The sequence below is a fragment of the Romboutsia sp. Marseille-P6047 genome, assembly GCF_900604535.1.
GTDB lineage: Bacteria > Bacillota > Clostridia > Peptostreptococcales > Peptostreptococcaceae > Romboutsia_E.
Map to the genome: position 1 here is coordinate 287,290 of NZ_UWOT01000002.1, position 16,924 is coordinate 304,213.

Below are 16,924 nucleotides of genomic sequence, written 5' to 3' on the forward strand. Positions count from 1 at the left end.
AAAAATGGTTGCGAAATAATAATTAGGGTACTACCATATAATTATAAACGTAAACGAAATTAATTATAAAAAATAAAAAACAAAAACAAATAAAAGGGAAACTGAAAAAATAAATTTGGTTCAGGGAGAGATTATTATGAATACAAACATTAAAGATGTGGAATGTTTTTTATTAGATATGGATGGAACGATATACTTGGGAAATGATTTGATTGATGGAGCAAAGGAATTCTTAGAAGAATTAGAAAAACAAAATAAAAGATATATATTTATGACAAATAACTCCTCAAAATCAAAAATAACTTATGTAGAAAAGTTAAGAAGATTAGGAATAAATTGCCAAGTAGAAAACATATTTACATCAGGGGAAGCTACAGCAATATACTTAAAGGAAGAAAGTAAAAATCCAAAAGTATTTTTATTAGGAACAAAAGATTTAGAAGAAGAGTTTATAAAACATGGAATAACCTTAGTTAATGATAGTTATGAAAAGCCTGATTATGTAGTATTGGGATTTGACACAACTCTTACATATGAAAAAATATGGAAAGCATGCGATTATTTAAGAGAAGGGGTTACATATATAGCAACTCACCCAGATTTAAACTGTCCCCTTGAAGGTGGAAAATATATGCCAGATACTGGCTCAATGATAAAGCTAATAGAAGCTTCAACAGGAAAGTTACCTTATATAATAGGAAAACCAAACAAAGGTATAGTAGAAGCTATAAGTAAAAAATTTAATATAGAAAAGTCTACAATGGCTATGGTAGGAGATAGATTATATACAGATGTAATGTTAGGAATAAATTCAGATATAACATCTGTATTAGTATTGTCAGGGGAAGCTACTATGGGAGACTTAGAAATGTCGGATATAAATCCAACTTATGTATTTAATTCAGTAAAAGATATTTATCGTAATATAAAAGAAGTTGATGTATTAGCATAGAATAATAAAAAAGTGGGGGAAAATAAATGAATAATAATATTTCCATAGAAAATTTACTAAAAGGAATACAAAATTGTAGCTGTAAAAGAGATCATAATGTTTCTATAGAAGATGTAATAATAGAAGATAATGCAATTGATAAGCTAGAAAGTTTATTAAATAAGTACGGATATAAAAATTTATTTTTAGTATATGATAATAACACTTATAAAGTATGTAATGAGAAAATAAATAAGGCTTTAGAAAATAAAGGATTTAATATAAATTCAATGGTTTATGTTAGAGACCATGAATTAACTCCAGATGAAAGATCTTTAGCAGAACTTATGGTGAATTTTAATCCAGGTAATGAGTTTATAATAGCAGTTGGATCTGGAGTAATAAATGATATATGTAAATATGCAAGTTATAAATTAAATAAGCCATATATGGTTATTGCAACGGCTCCTTCAATGGATGGGTATGCATCAAATGTATCTGCACTTACTTTAAACAATTTAAAAGTAACATATCCAGCTAACCTTCCGAAGGCTATAGTGGCAGATATAGAAATATTAAAAAATGCTCCATACAGAATGATACTTGCTGGATTTGGAGATATAATGGGTAAATTCTCTGCTTTAAAAGATTGGAGATTAGGTCAAATAGTAAATAATGAGTATGTATGTGAGGAAGTATATGACTTAGTTAATTACTCAATAAATAATGTATTAAAAGAGGCGGAAAATATAAAAAATAGAAACACTTCAGGAATAAAAAGCTTAATGGATAGCTTAGTTCTTACAGGAATTGGAATGGCATTCGTAGGAAATTCAAGACCAGCTTCAGGTTCAGAACATCACTTATCACATTATATAGAAATTCAATCATTATTAGGAAACTTTGATATACCATCACATGGAGAAAAAGTAGCATGTGGTACAGTTCTTACTCAAAGATTAAGAGAAAGATTAGTAAATACAAATAAAGAATTAGAAGAAAGTAAAGAATATAAATTTAGTTTAGATGAATGGAAAAAAGATATATTAAGTAAATATAAAGAAGCATCAAATGAAATATTTAGCTTATGTGAAAAAAATGATACATTATCAGAATCTAAGAGATTAGAAAGGGTAAATTCAATACATAAAAATAAACAAAAAATAGTAGAACTACTTTCTAGCGGTCCATCATCTAAAGAAATAATTGATATATATGATTCTATAGGATTAGATTATGATTATTCATTTATAAGTCATGAAATGTTACAAGATGCAGTTTTATATGCCAAAGAAATAAGAGATAGATATACTATAAGTCACTTATTATGGGACTTAAGATTATTAGATGAGTATAGTAAAGTTATACCAAATGAATATTACAAAGAAAAAGCATTATCTAAATAAAAATATTAAGGGGCTAGCAAGATAAATATAAGCCCTTTAATAATAGATATTTAGAAGACGTTATCTTATAAATATTAATATAAAAATATATTCAAGGGGGAAGTTTTTTAATGAAGTATGTTATAGGAATAGACTATGGAACGCAATCAGGGAGAGCTGTAGTTGTTAATTGCGAAAATGGAACTGTAGTAGGAGAATCAGTGTATAACTATTCAGATGGGGTTATAGATAAGGTTCTTCCAACAACTAAAGAAGAATTACCAGTTGACTGGGCATTACAAAATCCAAATGACTATTTAGAAGTTTTATTTAAGGCAGTTCCAGAAGCTGTAAAAGATTCAAATGTACACAAAGATGATATAATTGGTATAGGTATAGACTTTACAGCTTGTACAGTATTACCTATAAATGAAAAAGGTGAAGCACTTTGTAATCTTGATAAATATAAAAATAATCCTCATGCTTGGACTAAATTATGGAAGCATCATGGTGGTCAACCAGAAGCTAATATAATAAATGATCTAGCAAAAGAAATGGGAGAAGGATTTTATAAGAGAATAGGTAAAATATCTTCAGAATTATTATTACCTAAAATATTTGAATTAGTTAACGATGATCCAGATCTTTATGATGAAGTTTATGCATTTATAGAAGGAACTGATTGGGTAACGATGCAAATGACAGGAAGATTAGTAAGAAGTAATGGAACTTTAGGATATAAGGCATTATGGAATAAAAAAGAAGGATATCCAACTAAAGAATTTATGGCTAAGTTAAATCCAAAGTTAGAAAACTTCTATGAAGAAAAATTATTTGGTGAAGTAAGGACTTTAGGAGAAAAAGCAGGAGAATTACTACCAGAAATGGCTAAAAAGATGGGACTTAATCCAGGGATAGCAATATCTTGTGGTAACATAGATGCACATGTTTCAGCTCCAGGATGTGGAGTTGTAGATAGTGGAAAAATGTTAATGATAATGGGAACTTCAACATGTGATATTGTAATATCAGAAGAAGAAAAACCAGTTCCAGGAATATTTGGATTAGTTGAAGATGGGGTTGTTCCAGGATTATATGGATATGAAGCAGGTCAAACTGCAGTTGGAGATATATTTGAATGGTTTGTAAATAACTGTGTACCAGAAAATTATTATAAAGAAGCTAAAGAAAGAAATATAGGAATACATCAATTATTAGAAGAAAAAGCATCTAAATTAAAGCCAGGTGAAAGTGGTCTTGTAGCACTAGATTGGTTTAATGGAAATAGATCTATACTTGTAAATGCAGATTTAACAGGAATGATATTAGGAATGACTCTTCATACTAAGCCAGAGGAAATATACAGAGCATTAATAGAAGCAACTGCATATGGTCAAAGAGTTATAATAGAATCATTTATAGAACATGGAGTGCCAATAAATGAATTATATGCTTGTGGTGGATTATCACAAAAGAATAATATGTTAATGCAAATATATGCTGATATAACTAATATACCAATAAAAGTATCTGCAGAATTACAAACTACATCATTAGGATCTTCTATGTTTGCAGCAGTAGCAGCAGGTAAAGATGCAGGCGGATATGATAATATAGTTCAAGCAGCAAATAATATGGCAAGATTAAAAGATGAAGTATATGTTCCAATTGAAGAAAATGTAGAGATTTATGAAAGATTATATAAAGAATATAAAATCTTACATGATTATTTTGGAACTGGGATAAATGATGCTATGATAAGATTAAAAAATATTAAAAAAGAAGTTAAAGAAAATACTGTAAGTGTACTTGCTTAAATTTTTAGGGGGATTAATAATGCTTGAGAACTTAAAAAAAGAAGTTTTTGAAGCTAATTTAGAATTAGTAAAACATAATTTAGTCATATTTACCTGGGGTAATGTAAGTGGAATTGATAGAGAAAAAAATTTAATAGTTATAAAACCAAGTGGAGTTAGTTATGATAGGATGACAGTAGATGATATGGTTGTTGTAGATTTTGACGGCCATGTAGTTGAAGGAAATTTAAAACCATCATCAGATACAGATACACATATTGAGCTTTATAAAAAGTATGAGGAAATAGGTGGAGTAGTTCACACTCATTCAACTTTTGCAACTGGATGGGCTCAAGCTAAACTTGGTATCCTACCATTAGGAACTACTCATAGCGATTATTTTTATGGAGAGATACCTTGTACTAGAGAGTTAAGTAAAAATGAAGTAGAATATAATTATGAAAAAAATACTGGATTAGTTATACTTGAAGAACTTAAGAAAAGAAATATAGAACCCCTTAGCATACCAGGTATATTAGTTGCTAGCCATGGTCCATTTGCGTGGGGGAAAGACTCTAAAAATGCAGTTCATAATGCAGTAGTATTAGAAGAGGTTTCTAAAATGAATTTTATATCAAAGAGTTTAAATCCAAGTATTAGTAATATAAATGATTACGTTCTAGATAAGCACTATCTTCGTAAACACGGAGAAAACGCTTACTACGGTCAGTAATTATAAATATATTTAAATTAAAGGGGGACTAAAATAATGGCTATCTTAAGAACAGCTATAGGTGGTACTATAGCAGGCTTGTTTGCAGGAGGAGTATGGGGAGCATTTTCAGCACAACCATATGGGATAATAGGAGGTTGGTTTGCAGCATTAGTTATAATTGGCTTAATGTGGTTTATGAATCATTATGTTGGACTTATACATAATTCAGCAGAAGGATCTTTTGTTGATATGGCAACAGCAATAGGAACTACTTGTATAGTAAGGGATTTAATTATGAATGGAGTAGTTGAATTACCATCTTCAATACCAACATTTATATGTTTAGCAATAGGAGGAATAATAGGTGGAGCATTAGCTTATGTTGTTCAAAAAAGTATGGAAAAAGATAGTGAAGAATCTCTAAATGCTTAAATAATAAAATATATTATAAAAATATAGTGGGGGTATTATAATGACTATACAATTTATGTTTACTACAATATTAGGAGGAATTGTATTTGCTTTTTTATGTAACTTTGTTTGGGGTAAATTAGTTGATAATTTTGGACCAATAGGAGGATGGGTTGCAGCAGGTACACTTGTTGGAACTACTTGGGCCTTAAATCATGGAATAAATTTAGTGCATCAAGGTGGAGGAATATGGATGGATATGGCAATTGCTGCATGTTTTGGAGGCCTTACATTCTCAACAATGAATGGTGGTAGTTTAAAAAAATGTGTTCCAACAATATTTGGAACTATAATAGGTGGCATAATAGCAGGAACAGCTTTATCAATTATCTTATAAATTAAAGATTAAATATAATTAATAAATTTAGGGGGAAAAATGAGAAGATTATTTAATGATCCATATGATATAGTTGAAGAAATGTTAGAAGGATATGAAAAAGCGCATAAAGATACAGTTCATCTTTTAGAAAATGATAAAAGAGTAGTAGTTTATAATGAAGCACCTAAAAAAGATAAAGTCGGAATAGTAATAGGTGGAGGAAGTGGTCACGAACCTTTATTTTTAGGATATGTTGGGGAAAATTTTGCTGATGCAGCAGTAATAGGAAATATAAATACATCTCCATCACCAGAGCCTTGTTACAATGCAGTTAAAGCTGTTGATAGTGGAAAAGGTTGCTTATATATGTATGGTAACTATGCAGGGGATGTAATGAACTTTGATATGGGTGCAGAAATGGCACAAGATGATGGTATAAGAGTTGAAACAGTTCTTGTAACTGATGATTGTGTATCTTCTAAAGATATAGAAAATAGACGTGGTGTTGCAGGAGATTTATTTGTATTTAAAACAGCATCCGCAGCAGCTGCTATGGGAAAAGATTTAGATGAAGTTAAATATATAGCTCAAAAAACAAATGCTAATTGCAGATCAATGGGTGTTGCAATGTCTTCATCTACATTACCTGTTACTGGAAACACTATCTTTGAAATGGAAGAAGGAGATATGGAAATAGGAATGGGTATACATGGTGAACCGGGAATAAAAAGAGAAAAATTACGCCCAGCTGATGAAGTAATGACTGAAATTATGGATAATATATTACCAGACTTACCATATGAAAATGGAGATGAAGTCTATGTTTTAGTTAATGGTTTAGGTGGAACACCACTTATGGATTTACATGTATGCTATAGAAAAGTACATGATATATTAGAAGAAAAAGGTATAAAAGTATATAAATCTTTAGTAGGAACATACGCATCATCTATGGATATGTGTGGAATGTCTGTAACTTTATTAAAGTTAGATGATGAATTAAAAGAAGCTATGGATTATCTATGTGATACTCCGTATTTTACAATAAAATAATATTATAAGGGAAAATGTTTTTGTAAAATGTAAATAAGGGGAGTTAGGTATTATGACTAATATTAGTTTAGATAAAAACTATTTTATAAAAGTAATAAAAGATTTAGTTCAAATGGCTGAAGAAAAAAATGAATATTTTACAAAGTTAGACTCTGAAATAGGAGATGGAGATCATGGCATAAACTTAAATATAGGATTTAGAGAAGTTTCTAAACAGCTTTCAACATGGGAAGACTTAGATATAACTTCTTTATTTAAAAAAGTTGGAATGAGTTTACTTTCAAAAGTAGGAGGTTCTTCTGGACCTTTGTATGGAAGTTTCTTTATGAAATTTGGCGTACCAGCAGCTAATAAAAATGAAGTTGATTTTAATGAATTTTATCAAATGTTTAAAATGGGTATAGAGGCGATAGAATCAAGGGGTAAGGCTGTTGTTGGGGAAAAAACAATGGTTGATGCGCTAAGACCAGCTTTAGATGAATTTACAAAATCAATAGAAGAAGGATTGGAAGTAGAAGAGTGCTTTGAAAATTTTGTGAAATCTGCAAATGAAGGAGCAAAGTCTACTATTGATATAGTTGCAACAAAAGGAAGAGCAATGAGGCTAGGAGAAAGAGCTATAGGACATATGGACCCAGGTGCAGCTTCAGCATGTTATATACTAGATGTATTTAATAAAAATTTAAAATCTTATTTAGAAATATCAACAATATAATAATAGAAAAAAATAAGAGGTATGCTATAGAGCATACCTCTTATTTTTTATGTTATTACATAGAAATATAAAATAAAAATATATGAACTTATTATAAAAAAGATTATAAAATAATATTTTAAAAATAAAAAAATAGAAACTGATCGAAATTTATACTATAATATAAATTAGAATGATAATCAAAGGGAGAGTTTAATAATGGAGCTTATTAGCGTATTAGACTTACTTAGTATAGTTCAAGGTATTATGAAATTAATAAAACCAGAGATAGTTGAACATGGAAAAGAAGTTGCATATATATCTTATAAAATAGGTGAAAAACTAGGGTATAGTAAAAAGCAACTTTACTATTTAATAATAACAGGAGAAATACATGATTTAGGGGCATATAAAACAGAAAATATTGATTGTATTGACAGGTTTAGATATAAAGATAGTAACAGACATTCATATTATGGTTATGTGCTTCTTAAACATAGTAAGGGGCTTAGTAATTGTGCTAGTACTATTTTATATCATCATTGTTCTTATAAAAATTTTAATGATAAAATTATTAAAGATATACCAGTTCCAGATGATGCTTTTTTAATATCTTTAGGAGATAAAATATCTCTAATCTGCAATAATGAGGATTATAATAAGGAAGAAATAATAAATAAAATAAAAAGTATTAATAAAGAAGATTTTAATCCAGTTCATTTTGAAATATTAATGGATTTAATATCAAATGAAAATCTTATTGATAATATAATAAGTGGGGAATATAAAAAAGAAATAAATCAAGTAGTTAATAACTCATATATAAAAGTAGAACAAGCAACTGAATATCTAACCTTAATACCACTTGGTGTAGATTTATATAGTTATGAAACAGCACTACATACTATAAGTGTAGCTTTCTTAGCAAAAAAGGTAAGTAAGAGCTTGGGACTTAAAGATGAGGATATTATGAAAATAGAAATATCTTCATATCTTCATGATTTAGGTAAGGTTGGTATACCAAAGTATATATTAGAAAAAGAAGGTCCCCTAACCTTTGAAGAATTTGAATTGATGAAAAGGCATGTGTTATTTACAAGACAGCTTTTAGAAGAAGCTAATATAGATAAAGATATAATATCTATGGCATGCAATCATCATGAAAAGTTAGATGGTAGTGGATATCCAATAGGAATAGATTCAAGTGAACTATCTATAGGAGATAGAATTATCTCAGTATGTGATATATTTTGTGCTCTTACTGAAAAAAGACATTATAAGGATGCATTCTCAAAAGAAAAAATATACAATATAATTTCCCAAATGGCTGATAACGGCCTTATAGATAAAAATATTTGTAATCATGTTATGAATGATTATGATAATTTAAATTCATATTTAAATAATTTAATAAGTGGATTTGAAAATGCAATTGACAGCATAAAAAAAGAGTACAACAGTATATTAAAATATGGAGAAGAAAATAATATAAAAATATATTAAAAATATATTTTTATTTAAATAAACTATTTAGTGGAGGTAAAACTATGGCAACAATGTATTGTCCTAAATGTATAATAGAAGTTATGGACTTAATAGATCATGAAGAAGGAAATGATTTTGAAATAATAAATGAAGGTAGTGAAAATGAAATAAGAGAAGATTATCACTACGTTCTTGATACATACAAATGTCCTGAATGTGGATTTGAAGTAGAAGATTATATGGAAGACGAAGAAGAGTAAAGTTTTGTTGCAGGGAGATGTGTATATAAATTACAATTCATGCAGCTAAAAGATGCTGCTAATGTATTGTAATTTATATACTACATCTCCTACTGCTTACAAAGTTGACTGGAAAGATATAGAGAATAGAAGAGATATATAATAACTGAATTTAATAAAAAAGAACCGCTTTGCGGTTCTTTTTTTTATACTGCGAATTCGTCAGATAAGTTGTCTAAAGAAGAGTTTTCTTTGCTTGATCTTGCTTTGAATTCTAGGAATATTATTGTTAATATTATTAAAACTATACTTAGAGTACCTAAGAATCTTAAGTTAGTGTTTATACTAGTTCCTCCAGAGATTGTACTTCTGAATGCTGATACTGCATGAGTAAATGGAAGATAGCTTGTTATCTTAGCTACGAAATCTCCAGATAATTCTACAGGGTAAGTACCAGTAGAACCTGATAATTGTATAACCATTAATACTAGTGTTATAAATTGACCAACTTTTCCAAATACTATACTAATTAAGTATATTATACTCATAAATGTAATTGAAGTTATAGCTGCTACTAATATAGTTTTATTTAAGTCAACAGGACTAAATCCATCGAAGTAGTGTAGTGCTGTTAACATTACCATTGAAGCTATTATAGCAACTGGATACATTATACTTGCTTTGCCTAACCATAATCTAAATCCTGATTTTGTTTTTGAAATTCCTTGAGTTAATGGATACATCGTACAGAATGCCATACATCCAACCCAAAGTCCAACAACCATCATATATGCTGCCATTGCATGCCCATTATCTGCTACTTTAGTTATTTGAGTTTCGTTGCTGCTTACAGGTGCTGAGAACATTTCTGATGTATTATCACTTACATTAGAAAGTTTATCATTTAAAGTATCTGCTCCGTCAGCTAAACTTGATTGTAAAGTATCAGTTCCTTCAGATGCAGTTTTTAACCCATCTTTTAAAGTTAATGAACCTGCATATAATTCTTTAACACCAGATGATATTTTATTAGAACCATCTGAAAGTGATGCTACACCTTGTTTTAAAGCAGAGTTATTAGCAACAAGTTTGCCAGCTCCTGCATTCAATTCATTAGCACCAGAACTTAAAGTGTTTAATCCATCTGAAAGAGTCTTAGTAGATGTTTTTAATGTAGCAAACATTTCTTCATATGAAGAAAGATTTGAATTTACTTGATCAACAACTGCTAATGCTCCCTTTTGTGCTGCTCCTCCTGCAATTTGACTTATAGTACTTGAAACTGTTGGTGAAATTGCATTAGTAATAGAATCAGCAGTAATATTAGATGATACACCGTTTAAAGTATTAGATATAATTCCAACAACTAAAGTTTGTGCTTGCTCTTTAGTATATCCTACTGATTGAAGAGCATTAATCATTTGAATTATATTACCATCGCTAAGTACTTTAGCAGAAACTGCAGATATAGTATCTTTAGATGTTAAAGTAGAGCTTACATTATTACTAACAGCACTACCTATACCTGAAGATAATTTGCTAGCATAACCAGAAGTACTAGAAGCTGCAGTACTCATTAATGTGTTTTGTTGTTCCTCACTTAAAGAAATATTAGGAATAGATATATTAGCAACTGCCGAGTTTAATTTATTAGCACCTTCTGCTAATTGAGATGCTCCACTAGCTAATTTTTTAGATGCATCGTTTATAGACTCAACTCCGCTTAAGTATGTATTAAGCCCTTGTGATAATGTTGTTGTACCATCAGTGAAAGTTAACATACTATCAGATAATGTACCTAATCCATTACTTATCTTAGTACCACCATCTTCTAATTTAACTAATCCATCTTTAAGCTCTAAAGAACCATCAGCTGCTTCTTGTAATCCATCACCTAAAGTTTCAAATTGATCGAAAACTACATTTGCATAAGACTCAGTTACAGTCTCAGATATAGTTTTTTGAATCTTAGATAATGCACTTTGGCTCATTTTACTAGCAATATAATTTTTACCTGGGTTTGTAGCATATTCTAATACCATTTTCTCAGGATTTTTATCTAGTAAAGTAATAGCATTTTCTGAAAAGTTTTTAGGTATTGTAATTACCATATAGTAAGTACCATTCTCTAATCCTTTCATAGCTGTATCTTCATCAACAAAATTAAATGCTAATGAGTCATTATCCTTTAAACTATCAACTAATTTTTCTCCTACATTTATTTTCTTATCTTCGTAATTAGTAGGTTTATCATTATTTACTATAGCAACAGGAAGATTACTAACCTTACCATATGGATCCCACATAGAACTTAAAAATAAAGTTGAATATATTGTAGGTATTGTTACTATAGCTATAAGTGCTACAATTAGGAATTTGTTGTTAATTAGATTTTTCCATTCTTTTTTTAGCATACTTACACACCTTTCTCAATATTTAGTTTTTAATTTTAAATTATAAACAACATGGTGTTGTTTTTCGTTATAATATGAATTATAATTTTATACGAAGTACTATTCAATCATTAAAAAAAACAAAAATGTATGATAACCGACATTTTTATTGATGAATGTTGGATATGTACACGAAAGGAACAATATTAATGGATGAAATCATGGATACAAAAAAAGATCGTAGAATTAGAAAATCAAAGGAATCATTAAAAAATAGCTTAATAGAACTGATGAGTAAAAAGTCAGTAAATAATATTACAGTAAAAGAACTAGTTTCTACTGCTGATTTAAACAGATCAACATTCTATAATTATTACTCTGATATACCGGATATGTTATCTAAGCTAGAAGATGAACTTTATAAAGAATTTCTATATACAATACAAATACATCTTACTAAAGAGCCAAGAATAGCTGATATTTCATATAATGTTCATGGATTTATTGAAGATATGTGTAATGTAATAAAAAATAATTATGAGTTTTGTAAGTGCATTTTTAGTAAAAATGGAGATATCAATTTTTTATTTAAGTTAGAAGAACTAGTTGAAAATAATATAAAAGATCAACTTAGGGAAAGATGTGAAGGTAGAATAAATAATCTAGCATACGTATATTCTTTCTTTAAAAGTGGATATATAGGTATTCTAAAGAACTGGATGAAAGGTGGTTGTATAGAATCATCAGAAGAAATTGCAGATTTAACTTATAGCCTAGTTAAAAGTGTAGTAGAAACTTGTAAGATATAGTTAAAAAATTCGACAATTTCGGAGTTTGATTTACATTATTTTATATATTTATCTAAATTTATTTATGTTATAATTAAAATGTGTTTATAAAATAAATTTAGATAATTATAGAGGTTGATAAAAAATGATAAATAACAAGATTAAGGTTGTTTGTGATGGCATTGCAAATATGCCAAGAGAGTTAGCCAGGCAATATAATATAGAAATAGTTCCTTTAACTATTAATATTGATGGAAAAGAGTACAAAGATGTTGATATAACAGATGAAGAATTCTATGTTATGATGAGAGAAGCTAAGGATATGCCGAAGACTTCTCAGGCTACTTATATTGACTTTAAAGAAATATTTGATAGACTTGTATCTGATGGAAGTACTGTTTTATATATAGCAGGTTCTTCTAAATCATCAGGTACGTATCAATCTGCAGTTCTTGCTAGTAAAGATGTATATGGTGAGATTCATATATTTGATAGTATGAGTATTAGTTTTGGATGTGGAATGTTAGTTTTGAGTGCAGCTAGAATGATAGAAGATGGTTCTAGTTTAGACGAAGTTTTAAATGAATTAGAAAAGTTAAGGGATAGAGTTTTCGTATCTATGTCTATGAACTCATTAGAGTATCTTAGAAAAGGTGGAAGAATATCTAATGGTAAGGCCTTAGTAGGTAATATGTTAAGTCTAAGACCAATGCTTACTGTAAAGGATGGATTAATATTCCAAGAAGGTCAAGTTAGAGGTAATAAGAAAATAATACCTACGATAATAAAGAGAACTAAAGAAGTATGTGGTGAGGACTTTAGCGATAAAGTTGTAGCTATAGGTTGTGGAGACAATTTAGAAGAAAGAGAACAATTAAAAGAAGCGGTTTTAAGAGAATTAAACCCAAAAGAATTAATTGAGATAACTATAAATCCTCCAATGTGTTCACACTCAGGGCCTGGTTTTATAGGACTTACATGCTTTAAATAAAATATAAATTAATTCGTAGAGGGAGTTTAGGATATGAATAATATAAAAATAATATGTGATACTATGAATGATGTGCCACAAGATATAGTTGATAAGTATGACATAGATGTACTGCCTGCAACTATAATATTTAATGAAAAAGAATATAAAGCAGGTGTAGATTTAAATGGTGATGAATTCTATAAGATGTTAAGAGAATCTAAAGAAATACCTAAGACTTCACAAATAACATACGCTACATTTAGTGAAGTATTTAATAAATATATAAATGAAGGAAAAACTGTACTATATTTAGCAGGATCATCAGTAAGTTCTGGAACATATCAATCTGCAATGCTTGCTAAAAGTGATATAGAAGGACCTCTTTATATATTTGATACTTATAGTTTATGTATAGGTGGAGGTATGCTTGCTAAGGAAGCTGCTATAATGGCTAATGAAGGAAAGTCTGTAGAAGAAATAATTGAAAAATTAGAAGAATTAAAAGAGAAGGTTCAAGTTTACTTCTCAGTTGATGCATTAGATCATTTACATAAAGGTGGAAGAATATCTGGTGCAAAGGCTGCTGTAGGAACTTTACTTAATATAAAGCCAATTTTAAAAATAGAAGATGGTTTAGTTAAGCAAAAGTCTCAAGTAAGAGGAAGTAAAAAGATTATGTCAGGTCTTATGGAAAAATTAAGTGAAGAAGTTTCAGGAGATTTTTCTGATATAGATGTTTATGTTGCATATAATGATGACTTAGACCTTAGAGATCAATTTATTGAAAGAGTTAAGGAAAAGTTAAATCCTAGAAATGTTTATTCAATTCAAATAGGGTCATGTGTTGCTTGTCACTCTGGTCCTGATGTTTTAGGTATAGCTTGTTTAAGTAAATAAAAAGAATGATAAGAGGATATGCTCAAATAAATGGTTATTTAAATTTATTTTGAGCATATCTTTTTATATGTGCATTTTATATTAAGCCATAGATATATACGTTAACTTAGAAATTAGTAACTAATTACAATTTATGACATATTATATTATAGGTAGTATAAATACCTATACATCTAAATATTATATAAAGGAGATGCTCTATAATATGAAAGATAAAGCAAAAAAAAGTGTTAAAAAAGTTACTAAACCTGTTACTGATGTAGGTAAAGAATTAGTAAATGGTGTAGGAAATGTAGGTAAAGAAGTAATTGATACTGTAGGAAATGTAGGTAAAGATGCTATTAAAGGTGTAGGTGGAGTAGTTAAAGAAACTTATAAAACTGGTAAAAATGTAGGCAAAGCAGTTAAAGATAATGTTAGTAAAAAATAAATAACTATAAATTTAGATGCGACAATATAGAGTCGCATTTAATTTTTATAAACCTCAATTAATATAGGAAAATGATTTTAGTAAAGCGTAATGATAAATAATGTTGTATAATAAAAGTATACAGATATAGGAGAGATATTTGATGATATATTTATGTAAATACATACTGTATTTTTTTTTATATGCTTTCTTTGGATGGTGTTGTGAGTGTATTTATTGCTCATTTGGAGATAAGAAAGTGGTTAATAGAGGATTTCTTAATGGTCCTATATGTCCAATATATGGATTTGGAGCATTATTTATAATTTTTTTATTAAATGATTATATAGGAGACTGGGCCATAGTTTTTACAATGGGACTTATAATGACGTCAATTTTAGAATATGTAACAAGTGTTATATTAGAATTTTTATTTCATAGTACTTGGTGGGATTACTCAAATAGAATGTTTAATATTAATGGAAGGGTATGTTTAAAAAATTCTATATTATTTGGAATGATGAGTGTAGTATTAATGGAAATTATTCATCCTATGGTAGTGGGATTTGTAGACGACATAAATATAAATTATTTATATATATTAGTATTTTTATTAATATTATATATAATTATAGACATTTCAATAACTTTAAATTCTTTAAATAAGTTGCGTTATAAGTTAGAAAGATTAGAAGAAGCTTTAGAAGATCTAAAAAAAATAAACATACATGTAAAATCAGAAAAATTTACCGAAGAAAATATACTCAAATCTATTTATAATTTTAGACAAAAAGATGATAAATTAAAGTTTAAAATTAATGATATTTACTCTAAACTAGTCAATATAAAGAAAAAATCAAAAGTTCAAAGAAGGATTTTAAAGGCATTCCCAAATATGAATCACAAGAATAGAAATGAAGGGCTTAAATACTTAAAACAAATGCTAAAAGATAAGACAAAATAATATACTTCTAATATAAGGAGGGTAAACTATGTTTAAGAAAAAAGCATATACTCTAGATGAACTAGACAAAACATTAAAGGAAAAGTATAATGCCAAGTCTTTCTCAGTAGAAGAATTTAAGGACCTTATTAAAGAGATCTCAAATCACCCTGAAAACTCAGTTAGACTTTATATAATAGATGATGAAAAAATTATAGATGAAAATCTAAGTGATTATGAAAGAAGAGAGGTTTTAGATACTATTTATTATTTAAAAATGAATGAGATAATAATAGACTACTCTACAGATGAAGGAAGATTGGAAGCTAAAACATTAGATGATATAAAGCGAGGTAAATTAATTAGAATTATAGTAGAAAGTACTGATAATATAACTTTTACCGGTTTTACAATGCAAGGAAGTGCAGAAGGTATTTACAATGAATTAATTGAAATGTTAGGTGATGAAAAATAATATAGAGGTGTCGTTAATTATGGGAATTAACAGTTTAAATGATATTAAGTTTATAGGAGTGGGTGTAAAAGGAATAGACATAGTAAATAAGTTATCTCATGATAATAAAAAATATATAAAGCTCTGTGCAATAGACATAAAAGATACTAATATAGATGAAAAAGTAAGTGAAAGGTTGATAATAAAAAATCTATATAATAAAGATAAGGACTTGTATAAGGTAGATTTTTTTCAAATAACAGACATTATAAATAGAAATAAAGAAATTATATATAAAATAATAGAAAAAGAAAAAATAGTTTTTATTACATGTGATATATGTGACTTAACCTCTGTTCATATACTTATAGAGTTAGGTAAAATGGCCAAGAAAAGCAATATACTTGTAATTCCAATAATTATAAATACTCAAGATAATCAAAATATTAATTATAAGTTTTTTATGAAGAAAGTTAACAATATGATAGGTCCAACTATAAACATTTCAAATAATAAAGTTTTTGGAAATATAAAATATCTAAATGATAAAATTGATGATTATTATATAATTCATTCTATAATAGATTTATTTATAGATAATTTAATGTCTACATGTAGTTTAAATGTTGACTATGAAGATATGAAGTGGATTTTTTCTGGAGAACAAGATGTTGAAATGAGTATAATCAAAATAAATGAAAAAAGCTCGGAAGATGATATGAAAATAAAACTAGTAAAACATAGAATATGTAAAGGAAGTTATGAACATCCAGAAAAAATAATGATAAATGCAACGGCAAATGAAGATTATATGGGCTATGATGAAGCTATTAAACTATTACAAAGAGTTGCACTAGTACTTCAAGAAGGTACAGAAGAAGCTTGCCAGATAACGTTTTCTTTAAAGTTTATTAAAAAGAAAAGTAAATCCTTAGAAGTCTTAACAGTCCAAGCGTAAATTAATAAAACGGTTAAAATA

Annotated in this window: 18 protein-coding genes; 17 read left to right on the forward strand and 1 reads right to left on the reverse strand. The window is 28.2% G+C overall.

The window, feature by feature from the left end:
• Window positions 1-136 precede the first annotated feature (136 nt).
• From EIH23_RS03295 to EIH23_RS03340, 10 genes are all read left to right on the forward strand, one after another.
• On the forward strand, window positions 137-952 hold the full coding sequence (locus tag EIH23_RS03295) for an HAD-IIA family hydrolase (RefSeq protein WP_122638790.1): 816 nt from the start codon (window positions 137-139) through the stop codon (window positions 950-952).
• A 26-nt stretch (window positions 953-978) separates the two neighbouring features.
• Window positions 979-2,337, forward strand: coding sequence for a sn-glycerol-1-phosphate dehydrogenase (locus EIH23_RS03300; protein WP_122638791.1), 1,359 nt, complete (start codon window positions 979-981; stop codon window positions 2,335-2,337).
• Window positions 2,338-2,447: 110 nt separating this feature from the next.
• Window positions 2,448-4,133, forward strand: coding sequence for a ribulokinase (locus EIH23_RS03305; RefSeq protein ID WP_122638792.1), 1,686 nt, complete (start codon window positions 2,448-2,450; stop codon window positions 4,131-4,133).
• Window positions 4,134-4,152: 19 nt separating this feature from the next.
• Complete coding sequence (locus tag EIH23_RS03310) at window positions 4,153-4,845, forward strand: L-ribulose-5-phosphate 4-epimerase (RefSeq protein WP_122638793.1); 693 nt, start codon at window positions 4,153-4,155, stop codon at window positions 4,843-4,845.
• Between the two features lie 36 nt (window positions 4,846-4,881).
• A complete protein-coding gene (locus tag EIH23_RS03315; protein ID WP_122638794.1) occupies window positions 4,882-5,259 on the forward strand; it encodes a Lin0368 family putative glycerol transporter subunit in 378 nt (125 codons plus the stop codon).
• A 40-nt stretch (window positions 5,260-5,299) separates the two neighbouring features.
• The gene (locus tag EIH23_RS03320; protein WP_122638795.1) at window positions 5,300-5,635 is read left to right on the forward strand and encodes a Lin0368 family putative glycerol transporter subunit; all 336 of its coding nucleotides are present in this window, start codon (window positions 5,300-5,302) and stop codon (window positions 5,633-5,635) included.
• Window positions 5,636-5,674: 39 nt separating this feature from the next.
• Window positions 5,675-6,670: a dihydroxyacetone kinase subunit DhaK gene (locus tag EIH23_RS03325; RefSeq protein WP_122638796.1), complete on the forward strand. Its 996-nt coding sequence runs from the start codon at window positions 5,675-5,677 to the stop codon at window positions 6,668-6,670.
• Window positions 6,671-6,722: 52 nt separating this feature from the next.
• A complete protein-coding gene (gene dhaL / locus EIH23_RS03330) occupies window positions 6,723-7,385 on the forward strand; it encodes a dihydroxyacetone kinase subunit DhaL (RefSeq protein WP_122638797.1) in 663 nt (220 codons plus the stop codon).
• A gap of 198 nt (window positions 7,386-7,583) precedes the next feature.
• Window positions 7,584-8,867, forward strand: a complete 1,284-nt coding sequence (locus tag EIH23_RS03335; RefSeq protein WP_122638798.1) for an HD domain-containing phosphohydrolase — start codon at window positions 7,584-7,586, stop codon at window positions 8,865-8,867.
• A gap of 44 nt (window positions 8,868-8,911) precedes the next feature.
• A complete protein-coding gene (locus tag EIH23_RS03340) occupies window positions 8,912-9,109 on the forward strand; it encodes a hypothetical protein (RefSeq protein WP_122638799.1) in 198 nt (65 codons plus the stop codon).
• A 185-nt stretch (window positions 9,110-9,294) separates the two neighbouring features.
• Here the strand turns inward: EIH23_RS03340 and EIH23_RS03345 are convergent, their stop codons facing one another.
• The gene (locus EIH23_RS03345) at window positions 9,295-11,502 is read right to left on the reverse strand and encodes a YhgE/Pip domain-containing protein (protein ID WP_122638800.1); all 2,208 of its coding nucleotides are present in this window, start codon (window positions 11,500-11,502) and stop codon (window positions 9,295-9,297) included.
• A 200-nt stretch (window positions 11,503-11,702) separates the two neighbouring features.
• On the opposite strand from EIH23_RS03345, the gene EIH23_RS03350 reads away from it, so the two are divergent.
• The 7 genes from EIH23_RS03350 to EIH23_RS03380 all read left to right on the forward strand — a co-directional run bounded on the left by EIH23_RS03350 (window position 11,703) and on the right by EIH23_RS03380 (window position 16,903).
• Window positions 11,703-12,290, forward strand: coding sequence for a TetR/AcrR family transcriptional regulator (locus EIH23_RS03350; protein ID WP_164488971.1), 588 nt, complete (start codon window positions 11,703-11,705; stop codon window positions 12,288-12,290).
• A 124-nt stretch (window positions 12,291-12,414) separates the two neighbouring features.
• Window positions 12,415-13,260, forward strand: a complete 846-nt coding sequence (locus EIH23_RS03355; RefSeq protein ID WP_122638802.1) for a DegV family protein — start codon at window positions 12,415-12,417, stop codon at window positions 13,258-13,260.
• Window positions 13,261-13,293: 33 nt separating this feature from the next.
• Complete coding sequence (locus tag EIH23_RS03360; RefSeq protein ID WP_122638803.1) at window positions 13,294-14,139, forward strand: DegV family protein; 846 nt, start codon at window positions 13,294-13,296, stop codon at window positions 14,137-14,139.
• A gap of 205 nt (window positions 14,140-14,344) precedes the next feature.
• Window positions 14,345-14,569, forward strand: coding sequence for a hypothetical protein (locus EIH23_RS03365; RefSeq protein WP_122638804.1), 225 nt, complete (start codon window positions 14,345-14,347; stop codon window positions 14,567-14,569).
• Between the two features lie 142 nt (window positions 14,570-14,711).
• Complete coding sequence (locus EIH23_RS03370; protein ID WP_122638805.1) at window positions 14,712-15,512, forward strand: putative ABC transporter permease; 801 nt, start codon at window positions 14,712-14,714, stop codon at window positions 15,510-15,512.
• 28 nt (window positions 15,513-15,540) lie between these two features.
• On the forward strand, window positions 15,541-15,966 hold the full coding sequence (locus EIH23_RS03375; RefSeq protein ID WP_122638806.1) for a hypothetical protein: 426 nt from the start codon (window positions 15,541-15,543) through the stop codon (window positions 15,964-15,966).
• Between the two features lie 19 nt (window positions 15,967-15,985).
• Window positions 15,986-16,903 carry a hypothetical protein gene (locus EIH23_RS03380; RefSeq protein WP_122638807.1) on the forward strand — a complete coding sequence of 306 codons (918 nt, stop codon included), beginning with the start codon at window positions 15,986-15,988 and terminating at the stop codon, window positions 16,901-16,903.
• The last annotated feature ends 21 nt before the right edge of the window (window positions 16,904-16,924 follow it).

Coding starts and splice junctions, on each gene's coding strand:
- EIH23_RS03295 (WP_122638790.1), top strand. CDS start 137: ATGAATACAAACATTAAAGATGTGGAATGTTTTTTATTAGATATGGAT.
- EIH23_RS03300 (WP_122638791.1), top strand. CDS start 979: ATGAATAATAATATTTCCATAGAAAATTTACTAAAAGGAATACAAAAT.
- EIH23_RS03305 (WP_122638792.1), top strand. CDS start 2,448: ATGAAGTATGTTATAGGAATAGACTATGGAACGCAATCAGGGAGAGCT.
- EIH23_RS03310 (WP_122638793.1), top strand. CDS start 4,153: ATGCTTGAGAACTTAAAAAAAGAAGTTTTTGAAGCTAATTTAGAATTA.
- EIH23_RS03315 (WP_122638794.1), top strand. CDS start 4,882: ATGGCTATCTTAAGAACAGCTATAGGTGGTACTATAGCAGGCTTGTTT.
- EIH23_RS03320 (WP_122638795.1), top strand. CDS start 5,300: ATGACTATACAATTTATGTTTACTACAATATTAGGAGGAATTGTATTT.
- EIH23_RS03325 (WP_122638796.1), top strand. CDS start 5,675: ATGAGAAGATTATTTAATGATCCATATGATATAGTTGAAGAAATGTTA.
- dhaL (WP_122638797.1), top strand. CDS start 6,723: ATGACTAATATTAGTTTAGATAAAAACTATTTTATAAAAGTAATAAAA.
- EIH23_RS03335 (WP_122638798.1), top strand. CDS start 7,584: ATGGAGCTTATTAGCGTATTAGACTTACTTAGTATAGTTCAAGGTATT.
- EIH23_RS03340 (WP_122638799.1), top strand. CDS start 8,912: ATGGCAACAATGTATTGTCCTAAATGTATAATAGAAGTTATGGACTTA.
- EIH23_RS03345 (WP_122638800.1), bottom strand. CDS start 11,502: ATGCTAAAAAAAGAATGGAAAAATCTAATTAACAACAAATTCCTAATT.
- EIH23_RS03350 (WP_164488971.1), top strand. CDS start 11,703: ATGGATACAAAAAAAGATCGTAGAATTAGAAAATCAAAGGAATCATTA.
- EIH23_RS03355 (WP_122638802.1), top strand. CDS start 12,415: ATGATAAATAACAAGATTAAGGTTGTTTGTGATGGCATTGCAAATATG.
- EIH23_RS03360 (WP_122638803.1), top strand. CDS start 13,294: ATGAATAATATAAAAATAATATGTGATACTATGAATGATGTGCCACAA.
- EIH23_RS03365 (WP_122638804.1), top strand. CDS start 14,345: ATGAAAGATAAAGCAAAAAAAAGTGTTAAAAAAGTTACTAAACCTGTT.
- EIH23_RS03370 (WP_122638805.1), top strand. CDS start 14,712: ATGATATATTTATGTAAATACATACTGTATTTTTTTTTATATGCTTTC.
- EIH23_RS03375 (WP_122638806.1), top strand. CDS start 15,541: ATGTTTAAGAAAAAAGCATATACTCTAGATGAACTAGACAAAACATTA.
- EIH23_RS03380 (WP_122638807.1), top strand. CDS start 15,986: ATGGGAATTAACAGTTTAAATGATATTAAGTTTATAGGAGTGGGTGTA.